Source organism: Gordonia sp. w5E2, assembly GCF_036540975.1.
Classification (GTDB): domain Bacteria; phylum Actinomycetota; class Actinomycetes; order Mycobacteriales; family Mycobacteriaceae; genus Gordonia; species Gordonia jacobaea.
The window spans coordinates 4,500,370-4,512,425 of sequence record NZ_CP144213.1 but is presented as its reverse complement, the minus strand read 5'-3'; the positions used below and the strand labels follow the sequence as shown (position 1 = coordinate 4,512,425).

Sequence of the window (12,056 nt, the reverse complement as noted above, 5' to 3'; positions counted from 1 at the left end):
CCGGGGTGGCGCTGGTCAGCGAGTTAGTGTCCGGCGTGCGGATCGGCCGAGGGGGCCGTGGAGTCAGGTGTCGGGGCAGGGGTGCCGGTGGGGGCATCGAGAACGAAGGTGGCGGTGTGCACAGCGCCGTCGACCTGGAAGTCGAGGTAGAGCAGATAGCGGCCCGGGGTGGGGGCGGTGGTGGCGAAGCGGACCTGTGGTCCCGCTAGTTGACCGGCGGTCGGTGCCACGCCCTCAGGGTGAACATGCAGGTAGGCCAGGTCGCCTTGACGCAGGGCCACCAAGTGACCGAAAGCGCCCAGATACGGCTGCAGGGTGGTAACCGGTTGTCCTGCTCGGCGCACGGTGACGGTCAGTTCGGACTCGGCGCCCGCGCGCAGATGACCGGCCAGCTCGATGTCGAACCCGTCGACGGATGACTGTCGTGATTCGGCGGTGGGTGGGGCCGGCTGGTAGTCACCGCTGACTTCGACGGTGCTGGTGAGGGTGAGGGGTTGGCCGGTGGCGGCGGGCACGAAGTCGGCGTAGATCCGGTAGCTGCCTCCCGTCGCCCACTGCCAGGGCAGCGTCCAGCGCCCTTCGGGCGAGAGGGTGGGGTGCACGTGTCGGAAGTGGGTGCCATCCGCGCGGACGACGATCAGGTGCAGCTGCTTGTCGTGCTCGGTGGCGAAGTCGGTGACCGCGGTCCCGGCGGCATCGAGGATCTCAAAGCTCAATGGAGCCTGCACCCCGGACGCATGGGGTGCCACCACATTCCCCAGGATGAAGCCGGCTGCTGCCATCGAAACTCCGCGAACCTGATCGGCCCCCGGAGACGAGGCGGATGTTCGCGACTGTGGTGCAGCATTGTGATCGGCATGGGCGGACTCAGCCGGGGAGGTCGACGCCCTGTCGGGAGCGACACCAGCGGCGATGGCGTACGCCGCAGCGAAAACTATCAGCAGGGCCGCGGCGAAGACGCCGAGCTTGGTTGGAACATTCATCGCTGGATTCCTGTCATCGGTGGTGGCGACACCCACGCCGCCCGGGAGAGGCTGAAGTCGCCAGTGGGGCAGACACTTCAGCCCCTCGTCGGCTACTGCGCCAGGTGGTAGCCGGCCTCTTCGATCGCGCCGCGGATCGCGTCGGCCTCGATCGGGGCCGAGCTAGAGATGGTGACTCGCCCGCTGGCCACGTCGACGTCGACGTCAGTTACGCCGGCCAGCGCGCCGACTTCTTCACGCACCGACGCCGCGCAGTGCCCACACGTCATTCCGGAGACGATCACTGTCGATGTGCTCATGAGATGTGCCCTTTCGGTACAGCAGTGGTGCCAACGACCCTCAGGGGGTCTGTCGCTGTGGCGTCTCGCCACACCACCGTTATACCTTACCCCCCTAGGGTAATCAATGGGTTGTGGTGGGCTGAGCTTCGGTGGGGGCGGCGACACTGAGCCATCCGCGGCGGTGCAACAGCAACAGGGCAGACGCCGCCGCCATGCCGGTGAGGACTAGAGCGATCCACACCAGTTCGGGCATGTCGCGGGTGGTGGCCGCGCTGAACAGCCACCCGGTCGCGGCGTTGCCGAGCAGAATCCCGATCCCGACGATGGTGTTGTAGAGCCCGTAGTGGGTGGCGACAAGCGTGCCGCGGGCCAGTCCCACCACCGTGTCCATTTCGAATGGGAACACTGCTGCGGTGGCGGCGGCGAGCAGAGCTGCGGTGAGTAGCAGGGCGGCGATGTTGAGGGCGATGTTGCGCTGATGCGTTGCGGTGCTGGCGACTAGGGGCAGGAAAGCTGCAGCCATCAGCGTCATTCCCACGCTCAGGCTGCCGGTGCTGCCCCAGCGGTTGCCGAACCATGTGGTGATGCGTAGCTGGCCGGCGATGGCCACCAGACCGGTCACCACGAACATTGCGGTGACAACACTGGTGGCGAGGGTGGGGTTGTCTGCTATGCGGTCGGCATGTAGGGGCAGGGCGAGGTAGACCTGGAAGGACAGCACGTAAGAGCTGGCCATCGCCGCAGCGAAGAGCAGGAATCGCCGGTTACGGACGACGCTGCGCCAGTCCTGAATGATTGAGGTGCTGCTCGGGGCAGGTGTTGTTGCGGGTAGCGCTTTGATCTGCACGAGGGTCAGGACCGCGAAAACTGCTGCCGCACAGAGAGAGGTGAGCCGGAAGTCCAGGGCGGTCAGGGCTAGTCCGACCAGCGGCCCGAGCAGGATCCCGGCCTGGTAGAACACGTTGAACACGGCGAATGCTTCGATGCGGCGCTCACCGGCGTCGGCGGCCAGGTAGGCCCGTACGGCGGGGTTGAACAGCGCCCCGGCGAATCCCGTTGCCGCCAAGGCGATCAGGATCGCCGGCAGCGAACTGACCAGGGCCAGTAGGACGAATCCGATGACCCTCATCAGGCATCCGGCGATGATGAGCGGTTTGTAACCCCAGCGGTCAGCGAGTGTTCCCCCGATCAGGAACATGCCCTGTTGGGAGAAGTTGCGTATCCCCAGGACCAGGCCCACTGCCCATGCGGCCAGGGCCAGCGGGCCGGCGAGGTAGGCGGCGAGGTAGGGCATGAGCATGTAGAAGCCGAGATTGATGGTGAACTGATTGACCATCAGCACTTGGCTGGGGCGATCGAAGCTGCGGAAACTGCGGTAGAGGCGTCGCATAGATCAGCTCGTGGGCTCGGCGTGCGGCACGCAAGTGGGGTCGATGATGGTAGGGCACCGCGTCCAGCTGCTCGCGACCTGAGTGAGCGGATCGCTGATGGTGCGGGGTTCAGTGGGCGGCGCCGGGGCGCCGATCAGGTCGTGAGCGCGGCAGTACTCATCGTTGTAAATGGTTCCGTAGTAGCGAGCGGGGCCATCGGGGAACACCGCCGCGATGCGCGTATCGGCCGAACGAGTACGCGCCAGCCAGCCCGAGACCAGGGCCACCGCGCCCACGCTCCAGCCGCCGGTGGCGTAATGCGTGGCGGCCAGGGTGCGACATGCCCAGACTGCCTCGGCCGGCGCCACCCAGTGCACCTCACTGAACTGGTCATAGGCAACGTTGCGGGGGTAGATACTCGAGCCGAGTCCCCGCATAATCCGTGACTGTGCCGGCTGGCCGAAAATCGTCGAGCCAATGGTGTCTACGCCCACAACCTCCAGCTCAGGGTTGAACTGCCGCAGAGTATGAGCCACACCGGCTGAGTGCCCACCGGTGCCCACCGAGCACACCAGCACATCGATATGTCGCAGCTGCGCGATCAACTCCACACCCAACGAGCTGTAACCGGTCACGTTGTCGGGGTTGGAATACTGGTCGGGACACCACGCAGCCTCGTCGCGCTCGAGCAGGGTGCGCACGCGGTCGCGGCGGGCTTGTTGCCAACCCCCGACCGGATGGGGATCGCTGACGACATCGACCTGGGCGCCGTATGCGGCGAGCATCTGCCGCAAGATCGGTTCCAGTCCTGGATCGGTCACCAAGGTCACCGGATGCCCGAACACGATGCCCGCTAAAGCCAGGCCTAATCCCAGTGTCCCACTAGTTGATTCGATGATCCGCGCCCCCGGGGCCAGCTCTTCACGGGCGCGGGCGCGTTCCACCATGTGCAGCGCAGGCCGGTCTTTCATACCACCGGGGTTGAAGCCTTCCAGCTTGGCCCAGAAGCCGCGCCCGTGCTCGGCGAAGGGTTCCTCGATGCGCAACACCGGGGTGCCGCCCACCAGCTGACGACTCAGCCCAGCACGGGGCGACGCGGCTTCGGCGGGGAAGGTACTGGCGAATGGATCACTGGTGGTGAGGCTGTAGGAGACAGTCACACGGGCATCCTCTGCGTTGTTGAACAGGACGCCGCCGGGCAGAAATCAGATCATCAGTGTGAGAGGGAACTGTGTCGTAACGTTCCACCCGGCGACACCGCCACCTTGCCCACCGAACCTCAAGGCTGATCGGCAGCGTGGATCAAGATCTGCTCAAGAATGCCCACGAGGTTGGATGATCGTGTAGACCACCGCCACCATAGGAGCGTGCCCCAAGATCGCAACGTCGTCGACGACCTCCATATGCCGGTGGTCCGACCACCGCACGGTCTGCACGCCCTGGTGATCGAAGATGAGCCCGACATTGCCGAAGTCGTTGCTGACTACCTGCAGCGCAGCGGATTCACGGTCACCGTTGCGCCCGACGGCCAGGAGGGAGTCGCCGCCGCACGCACGGCGAGTCCGGCAGTAGTCATCCTCGACCTGGGCTTGCCGTCACTCGATGGCGTCGAGGTCTGTCGACAGTTGCGCACCTTCACCAACGCCTACATCGTGATGGTCACGGCCCGCGCGGACGAAGTCGACACAGTCGTTGGCCTGTCGGTGGGGGCCGATGACTACCTCACGAAACCATTTCGCCCTCGTGAGCTGATGGCGCGCATCGACGCCATGCTGCGCCGACCGAGCTTGTCAAGATGTCTGTGTAAGAACGTAACTCCTGATTTCTTGGGTTCGCTTTCGGTGTCTAGTTGAGGTGGGGTTCGATGCGGTCGGGGTAGGCCAGGGCGAGTTGTCCGAGGGCCTGTTTCCAGCTGGTCACGACTTGCCCTTCGACGAGTCGTCCGGGCGCTTTACGCTGACTGGCTGGCTTGCCGCGTTCCTTCTCGCGTTGCCTGGCTCGTTTGTCCTCGATGTCGCAGATAGCCAGCCAGAGCAGTTTGCGGACCGCGACGTCGTTGGGGAAGTGTCCCCTGTTCTTGATGACCTTGCGGAGTTGATAGTTCAGCGACTCGATCGAGTTGGTGGTGTAGATGACCTTGCGCAACTCGGGTGGGAAGGCCAGGAATGGGATGAATCTGTCCCAGGCGCGGTCGAAAGCCTGTGCCGCACTCGGATATGTGACACCCAACGCCGAATCTCGGAAGATCTCCCATTCTCGGCGCGCGGTCTCGGCGTCGGGGGCGGTGTAAATCGGTTTGATCGCCCGGGCGACCTGTTTGCGGTCTTTGTAGTTGATGAACCGCATCGCGTTGCGGATCAGGTGCACGACGCAGGTTTGTACGGTGGCCAAAGGCCACGTCGCCTCGATCGCCTCGGGGAATCCGGTCAGCCCGTCGCAGCACACGATCAGCACGTCCTTGACGCCGCGGTTGGCCAGATTCGCGCACACCCCGGCCCAGAACTTCGCGCCCTCTTCAGCCTGTATCCAGATGCCCAGCACATGCTTGACGCCAGCCATGTCGACACCAATAGCTATGTGGGCGTGCTTATTTCGAACGTGAGCACCGTCTTTGACCTTGACCACCAGGGCATCGAGATAGAGGACGGGATACAACGCTTCCAGCGGCCGGCTCTGCCATTCATCGACCGCGTCGCAAACCTCGTCGCAGATCTTGGAGATCGTCTCATGCGACAGATCGGTGCCCACCGTGGCGGCCAGATGATGTTGGATGTCGCGTAACGTCATGCCTCCGGCGTACAGCGAGATGATGATGTCATCGAGGCCGCCGAGCCGACGCGATCCCTTCGGCACCAGACGTGGGGTGAAGGTGCCGTCACGGTCACGAGGGACCTTCAGCTCGACCGGCCCCGCCTCAGACGCCACCGTTTTCGGGGTTGATCCGTTGCGGGCGTTGGGCAGTTCCCGGCCTGCCGGGTCGCCCTTCTCGTAGCCGAGGTGATCGGTCAGCTCGGCCTTCAAACCGCGTTCGAGGGCGAGTTTGATCAAGCCCGGAATCAAGCCACCGTCCCCGGTGACCTGCACCTGACCCGAATCGATCTGGGCCAACAACTCATCGACCATGCCCGAGGCCTGCAACGCTTCGGCCACCTCCGCAGTCGAACGCGGCTCTGCGAGCTCAGGCAGCGGTGGGTGGTCGTCGTTGTCCTGCTGCTTGTCGTCTAACGCCATGCTCATAAATCTTCCTCTCACTAATGAGCACTGGACTTACACAGACCATCTGACACCCCCCGCCGACCACGGCCGACCCCAACCGGCGAGTCGCACCCGCGGACGATAGGGGAGCTCACCCTCGACCCTCAGGGTCGTGAAGTCCAGGTGGAGAGCACACCCGTGGAGCTGACTCGGACTGAGTTCGACGTTCTCGAAGCGCTCACGCGGCGGCCCGGTGTTGTGTTCAGTCGAGAGCAACTGCTCACCGAAATCTGGGGACCCGACTGGGTCGGCGATGCCCACGTCGTCGAAGTCCATGTCGCCAGTCTGCGCCGCAAACTCGGTGACAGCGCCGTAGCCGGCCGATTCATCCGCACCGTTCGCGGAGTGGGCTACCGGATGGGTGACGGCCAACCTCGAGGAGCCAGCGATGAACGATGAACGTCGACGGTTGCATATCCCCGGCAGCTTCGGCTCCCGGCTCATGCTCGCTCAAGCTATCGTCATCGCCGGCGGCGGCATCAGCGTCGCGATCGTGGCACTATTCGTGGCTCCACACACCTTCCACGACCACCTCGGCCAAGCTCGCCTCGAGCCAGGGTCAGTTCAGGCCGACCATGTCGAAGCCGCGTTCACTTCCTCGATCGTCGTCTCAATGTCTGTCGCATTGATCACCTCGACGATCCTGGCCACGGCCGTCAGCTGGTTCCTGGCTCGCCGCGTACAACAGTCAGTCGCCAGTGTCGCCCGCTCAGCCGTGGCTATTGGCGCCGGCAACTACCGCACGCGCGTACCCGATCGCCAGCTCGGCACCGAGTTCACCCAGCTCAGCCGAGCTATCAACCAACTTGCACAACGGCTGGATTCACAAGACGACATCCGTAAGCGGATGCTCTCAGACCTTGCCCACGAACTGCGCACCCCACTGACCACCATCGGCGCGATCACCGACGCCATCGAAGACGGAATCCGGGCTCCCGACTCACAGACCTTTGACGTCGTGCGCACCGCCACCACCCGCCTGCAGCGTCTCGCCGAGGACATCGCGACCGTATCCAGCGCCGACGAGCATCAGATGCCCCTCCACCCGGCGACGATCACTGTCAACGAACTGCTCATCGCGACCTACGAAGAAGCCGCCGACCTGTTCACCGACGCCAAAGTCACGCTAGGCATCGTCACCACCGCCGCGCGCGTACACGTCCATGTCGACGCCGAACGAATGAGCCAAGTACTGCTCAATCTGCTCACCAACGCGCTGCGACACAGCTCCCCGGGCCAGCGAGTCGTAGTGAAAGCCGACACCGCCCCGGCACACGCGGTGCGCATCAGCGTCGTCGACTGCGGTGACGGCATTCCCCCTCAACACCTTCCACACATCTTCGACCGCTTCTACCGCACCGACTCCTCACGCACCAGAGACGCCGGCGGCAGCGGAATCGGCCTCACCATCGCCCGCTCTATCGTCGAAGACCATGGGGGCACCTTGCTCGCCGAAAGCCTGGGAGCCGGACACGGAGCCACCTTCACCATCACGTTGCCGACCACCACCCGACGTCACATCCACCGCAGCACCCCTGGAACCGAATTCTCCGTGGCCTTCAAACACCGCACGCGTCGCGGCGCTGCCGATGCGCTCCAACGGGACCAAGCTACTAACTGAGGTAGTCCGTCGTAAGATTGACCCGCATCTAGAGATGGTGGGTGAAAATGACTGGGCTGGGTTCACTGGAACGCGCAGTGATGGACGTGCTGTGGTCAGCCGGTGCGGCGATGTCGGTGCACGACCTAGTCGAGGAACTCCACGACCGCGAACCGGCCTACACCACAGTGCTCACCGTCGTCACCAACCTGCACAAAAAAGGGTTCGTCGGTCGAGAAAAAGTCAGCCGCGCCTACCGGTACTTCCCCATGCAGACCCGTGAAGAGGCCACCTCACGCACCTTGCGTCAGGTCCTCGACGCCAGCGGGGACTCCGCGGCAGTACTGATGCACTTCGCCCAGACCGTGACACCCGCCGAGCGTGAAGTGCTCAGCGAATACCTCACCCTTAAACCTCGCCACACCCGCGGCGGCGGCACCAAAGCCTAAGCCATAGAAACCCTCCGACAAGGGAAACTCCGGCGAGGCCCAGGCCCGACTACTCAACCGGTCGCGCGCCCCTTGACTGCTGGGAGTAGACGCGCCACCAGCGCACCGGCCACACCCGCAGCGAAGGCCGCAGCACTCAGAGCCGACACCCAGTCGTGCACATCCACAGCGGTCAGCACCCGCAGCTCAACCGGATCACCGCGCCCGACTCCTGAGCGGGGGTCGGATGGCACGAGATCCGACGTTCGGAGCAGCATCACCAGCCAGAACGCGGCCACCGCCTCAAACATCACCACAGCAAGACCCACCGCACGGGAGATCGTACGGGCAGGACCGCGCGGGCCGAACCGACCCGCACGCCGCACCTCGACACCGTCAGTCATGCCCAACCATCTCCTCAGCACACCCGCATCACACCCCACTTCTACTAACCACCTTCGTATTTTGTGGCCATCGGGCGTGGGCGCCGGGAACGAGGGTCTCGAAGCAATCACCACAGGAGGCCGGCCGGGCCAGACGGAAGACTATCGCGGCCACCAGACCGAAAATCGCGATCACACTGCCAGTACGGACCCACCTCGGGGGTCGATTGAGCTCTGCCCTCAACGCCAACTCGGCAATCGGATCAGCAGGCACCACGCCAATCTCGATCGACGCGCCCGTGGCCGCGAACACGATGAACACCCACATCGACGAGGCCATCCACACCAGCGGGTCAACCATTACAGCCAACGACGCACCGTGCAGATGAGCAGAAAACAACATGAGCGCCCCAACACAGAGCAGCGCCAACACGATCACCGACGCGAAAACACCCTGGGGAGCAACCACCATCACGCCGACGGCCGCACTCACGGCCACCGCACACGAAACAAGCGCCCGCCACGCCTCCCCACCTCGATCCGGCTGACGGGCGGCGACACCACACGCTGTGACCGCACCGAACAGTCCCAGGAGTACACCTTGGGCCACAATGTTTGCGATCACCACGCCTCCAACAACACCAGTTTGAAACTATCCTCGATAGTAGTTCAGGTGTACCGGAGGGCGCTGAGTGGAGGGGGAGTAGCCCTATATCCCCGTGGATGGGGCGAGGCCTCCCGGGTCGACGCGTCTCTTGGGCTCTTGATATATTTCAACGGGCGGTTTCGGATACCAAGAGAATTGGGAAGTCGCAGAACACTGGAGTGTTGGTCGAGCTCTCGGAGATACTAAATCTTCCTGGAGACGAAACACTGGAAATCGTTCAAGGTTACGTATCCGGAATTCGGAACTCGTCAGATCTTGGATCGCGCAGGTCTCGTTCACGCGAACTGCGCCGAGTAATCGAGACCCAGTTGAGTGCGTCGTGAGTCAAAGGGTGAGTTGCGACTCCTTAGAAGTTCCGGCAGCCTGCGGAATGAAGCCTCCCGCCGGCTCTTCTTCACCGTATGCGACGTTGCCGGGCGCATCTGTCGACCTAGCCCCTACTATCGAGTCAACGTCGTTTCGCCGGAGGCTCCAATGCTGCTAACCCGAGTGCTGGTTCGGTTCTATCGGTCGTTCAACTATGACCAGGAAGCGAAGGCGGTCAGAGGAGCTGAGTACGACTGGGAGGTGATCCAGGGACGTGGGTGGTTTCCGTTCGTAGAGATCGACATCGACCCCGAAGTGACTGCGATCGTCGGTGCAAATGAATCGGGCAAGAGCCATCTCATCGGCGCGACGATGCGCGCACTGTCTGGGGCGGACATCTCGTCAGGGGACTTCTGTCGTTACTCGCAGTTGTACTCGGTCGAGGTTGGAGAGATTCGTAGCCCTGACTTCGGTGCGGAGTTTGTTTTGACCGCGCAGGACGACGTCGATGCTCTGCGAGCCGCGGGCGTGAAATTGGCCCTTGATGACCGCGTCACGTTACTCCGTATGGGAGCCGGGGATAACATGTTGATCCAAAAAGGACATCCCCCGGCTCCGCTTGATGCCAGCACCCTTGCCGGTTTGCAAGCGGTCCTTCCAAAGCCATTTCAATTGGAGACGAGGGCTAGAATCCCGGATGTCATCTCGTTCGATGCTCTCCTTGACCGAAAGCCCGGTCTCCTTAGCAGAAGGCGCGACCGATTCAAGTTTGATGATAATCCGCGCTCTGGCGGGATATCCTCCTGGCCGCAGTTGATTAATGGCATCGCTGGTGTAGCAGATCCAGCTGAGAATCCAGTCGAGCTTGAAGATACATCGGTGGCGAAGTCGGAACAGCTTGGACGCGACCTATTGCTTAATGTCGCAAGAATCTCCCCAAGCAAGTTTTCAGAACTGGAATGCGCGATCCGAGACGGCAAGGAGGGGCAAGTTGGTGCACTAATTGAGCAGATGAACCGTTCGATAGCACGGCACCTCAACTTTCGCCGCTGGTGGCGGCAGGACCGGGACTTCGAGTTGCGCCTCGCCCCGCGTGAACGAGAGGTCGCGTTCACTATACGCGACAAGACTGGCACAGACTATTCTTTTAGCGAGCGAAGCAGGGGTCTCACCTACTTTCTTGGCTACTACGTACAACTACGAGCTCACGAACGCTCGCTGACTCATACTGAGGTCCTACTCATGGACGAACCTGATGCGTATTTGTCGAGTGCCGCTCAGGCCGATCTTTTGAGGGTTCTGGACGAGTTTGCACGTCCAGAAGCGGGGGGTCGTACGGATCAAGTGATATATGTGACGCACTCCCCCTTCTTGATCAATAAGAATGCCGGTCACCGGATCCGAGTACTCGACAAGGGATCGGACCAAGAGGGCACGCGGCTCGTCAGAGACGTTGTAAATAATCACTATGAGCCTCTTCGGACGTCGATCGGTGCTCACGTTGCGGAAACTGCCTTCATTGGCGGCAATAACCTTCTTGTCGAAGGCCCTACAGATCAGATCTTGCTTACTGGTGCCTTAGCGCTGCTGCGCCGGCGGGGCCTAACTCCGAGCACACTGATCGATCTCAATGAAGTCACGATCGTGGCCTGCGCCTCTGCGAGCCATGTGCCATACATGGCCTACCTGGCACGTGGACGTGACACGCTTAAGCCTCCGTGCGTGGCCTTGCTTGACGACGATGACGCCGGTCGGGAGGCAATAACGCGATTGGCGCAAGGCGAGGCAGATCGACAGCGAGTACTCCAAGATCGACACATCGTCAATCTGGGTGATTGGGCAAAGGGGGCTGACATCAATGTCGCGTCAGGGGTGACCGTTGCTGAGCCCGAGGACCTGATTCCAGTGGCCATCGCTGTCGAAGGCGCTAGATTTTATGCCCGTCGTTTCTTAGGTATTCCTGCTTCGGATGTAAATCTGCTCCGATCCGATGATGTAAATGCCAGCCTTGCGAGCACCGGGGGGAGCCTGTTCCCTGCACTTCAAATGGCATTCTCGAGCGCCTTTTCCGGTAGAAAGTTACAAAAGGTCGGGTTCAGCAAGGAATTGGTTCACTACCTTGAGAACGCGGTTGCTGCTACCCCGAGGCCCCCGGGGTTGCTTGCGTTTGAGCAGAATTTCGCGGCTCTCGTTTCTTTCCTTCGAGATAGGCTCGACGATGCGGCGTCCTCGGAATCTAACGTTCGCGACCTGGACCGCGTCGAACGAGTTATCAAGTCTTTCGTGCGTGATCACGCCGATGGGATGTCTCGCGACGCAGCAAGTAGGGTTTTGCGGGATGTCGAAGCTGTGCTAGAAGATACCGACGAACACGATCCGATCCGCCGGCGTCTTAGCGAACTTCGCAGGCACCACAAGTTGTCTACAGATCCACTCACGGCCGTCGAAGATGGAACGGGCTTCTTGGAGTCGTTGCCTGACCTGTTGAAGCTGCCGCGGCAGTTCTTCCGCGAGCAGCTTGGAGGCGCGGTCCCTGAAGGCTCGGCGACGAGATCGCCATCAAGGCGCAAGCCTTCTAAGGGCGGGCCAACACCCGCTGCTTAAGCTCCGTGTGCACCACAGCTCAGACCGGAAAGCGGTATGCGGAACCGCGCCTCTCTCAGGCGCGTCCACGTGGGTTGTCTTTCGATCGCCGCTGTTTGGCTGGCCGTATGACTCGTCAGCACTGAACGGCGCAGAGCCATAATATGCAGCAATCGAATATGCAGGATTACCAGTACTGA

Annotated in this window: 10 protein-coding genes and 2 pseudogenes; 5 read left to right on the top strand and 7 right to left on the bottom strand. The window is 62.3% G+C overall.

From position 1 onward, the window contains the following. Window positions 1–23: 23 nt before the first annotated feature. From RND64_RS20485 to RND64_RS20470, 4 genes are all read right to left on the bottom strand, one after another. Window positions 24–983: a hypothetical protein gene (locus RND64_RS20485; protein ID WP_007239618.1), complete on the bottom strand. Its 960-nt coding sequence runs from the start codon at window positions 981–983 to the stop codon at window positions 24–26. Window positions 984–1,075: 92 nt separating this feature from the next. After that, on the bottom strand, window positions 1,076–1,282 hold the full coding sequence (locus tag RND64_RS20480) for a heavy-metal-associated domain-containing protein (RefSeq protein ID WP_005195294.1): 207 nt from the start codon (window positions 1,280–1,282) through the stop codon (window positions 1,076–1,078). Between the two features lie 103 nt (window positions 1,283–1,385). Continuing rightward, complete coding sequence (locus RND64_RS20475) at window positions 1,386–2,654, bottom strand: MFS transporter (RefSeq protein WP_005180002.1); 1,269 nt, start codon at window positions 2,652–2,654, stop codon at window positions 1,386–1,388. A gap of 3 nt (window positions 2,655–2,657) precedes the next feature. After that, window positions 2,658–3,794 (bottom strand): PLP-dependent cysteine synthase family protein, encoded by a 1,137-nt coding sequence (locus tag RND64_RS20470; RefSeq protein ID WP_005180004.1) that lies wholly within the window; start codon window positions 3,792–3,794, stop codon window positions 2,658–2,660. A 243-nt stretch (window positions 3,795–4,037) separates the two neighbouring features. Between RND64_RS20470 and RND64_RS20465 the strand changes: the two are divergent. Next, window positions 4,038–4,418, top strand: a pseudogene (locus RND64_RS20465) (response regulator transcription factor); the annotation flags it as partial. 61 nt (window positions 4,419–4,479) lie between these two features. On the opposite strand, the gene RND64_RS20460 reads toward RND64_RS20465, so the two are convergent. Next, window positions 4,480–5,871 (bottom strand): IS256 family transposase, encoded by a 1,392-nt coding sequence (locus RND64_RS20460; RefSeq protein WP_227918570.1) that lies wholly within the window; start codon window positions 5,869–5,871, stop codon window positions 4,480–4,482. A 54-nt stretch (window positions 5,872–5,925) separates the two neighbouring features. Between RND64_RS20460 and RND64_RS20455 the strand changes: the two are divergent. From RND64_RS20455 to RND64_RS20445, 3 genes and pseudogenes are all read left to right on the top strand, one after another. Beyond that, a pseudogene (locus RND64_RS20455) lies at window positions 5,926–6,288 on the top strand (winged helix-turn-helix domain-containing protein); the annotation flags it as partial. Next, window positions 6,278–7,510, top strand: a complete 1,233-nt coding sequence (locus tag RND64_RS20450; protein WP_005180010.1) for a sensor histidine kinase — start codon at window positions 6,278–6,280, stop codon at window positions 7,508–7,510. The pseudogene RND64_RS20455 and the gene RND64_RS20450, both read left to right, overlap by 11 nt. Before the next feature lie 47 nt (window positions 7,511–7,557). Continuing rightward, window positions 7,558–7,938, top strand: coding sequence for a BlaI/MecI/CopY family transcriptional regulator (locus RND64_RS20445; protein WP_005180013.1), 381 nt, complete (start codon window positions 7,558–7,560; stop codon window positions 7,936–7,938). 53 nt (window positions 7,939–7,991) lie between these two features. Here RND64_RS20445 and RND64_RS20440 read toward each other — a convergent pair whose 3' ends face one another. Next, entirely contained in the window at window positions 7,992–8,321 is a 330-nt protein-coding gene (locus RND64_RS20440; protein ID WP_005180014.1) for a hypothetical protein, read from the bottom strand. Window positions 8,322–8,349: 28 nt separating this feature from the next. Beyond that, window positions 8,350–8,793 (bottom strand): hypothetical protein, encoded by a 444-nt coding sequence (locus RND64_RS20435; protein ID WP_233425552.1) that lies wholly within the window; start codon window positions 8,791–8,793, stop codon window positions 8,350–8,352. Between the two features lie 648 nt (window positions 8,794–9,441). Between RND64_RS20435 and RND64_RS20430 the strand changes: the two genes are divergently transcribed. Beyond that, complete coding sequence (locus RND64_RS20430; protein ID WP_049701071.1) at window positions 9,442–11,877, top strand: AAA family ATPase; 2,436 nt, start codon at window positions 9,442–9,444, stop codon at window positions 11,875–11,877. Window positions 11,878–12,056 lie beyond the last annotated feature (179 nt).

Bases quoted from the DNA above. Each gene is read 5' to 3' on its own strand.
- RND64_RS20430 (WP_049701071.1), top strand. From the start codon at position 9,442: ATGCTGCTAACCCGAGTGCTGGTTCGGTTCTATCGGTCGTTCAACTAT.
- RND64_RS20445 (WP_005180013.1), top strand. From the start codon at position 7,558: ATGACTGGGCTGGGTTCACTGGAACGCGCAGTGATGGACGTGCTGTGG.
- RND64_RS20440 (WP_005180014.1), bottom strand. From the start codon at position 8,321: ATGACTGACGGTGTCGAGGTGCGGCGTGCGGGTCGGTTCGGCCCGCGC.
- RND64_RS20475 (WP_005180002.1), bottom strand. From the start codon at position 2,654: ATGCGACGCCTCTACCGCAGTTTCCGCAGCTTCGATCGCCCCAGCCAA.
- RND64_RS20480 (WP_005195294.1), bottom strand. From the start codon at position 1,282: ATGAGCACATCGACAGTGATCGTCTCCGGAATGACGTGTGGGCACTGC.
- RND64_RS20450 (WP_005180010.1), top strand. From the start codon at position 6,278: ATGAACGATGAACGTCGACGGTTGCATATCCCCGGCAGCTTCGGCTCC.
- RND64_RS20460 (WP_227918570.1), bottom strand. From the start codon at position 5,871: ATGAGCATGGCGTTAGACGACAAGCAGCAGGACAACGACGACCACCCA.
- RND64_RS20485 (WP_007239618.1), bottom strand. From the start codon at position 983: ATGAATGTTCCAACCAAGCTCGGCGTCTTCGCCGCGGCCCTGCTGATA.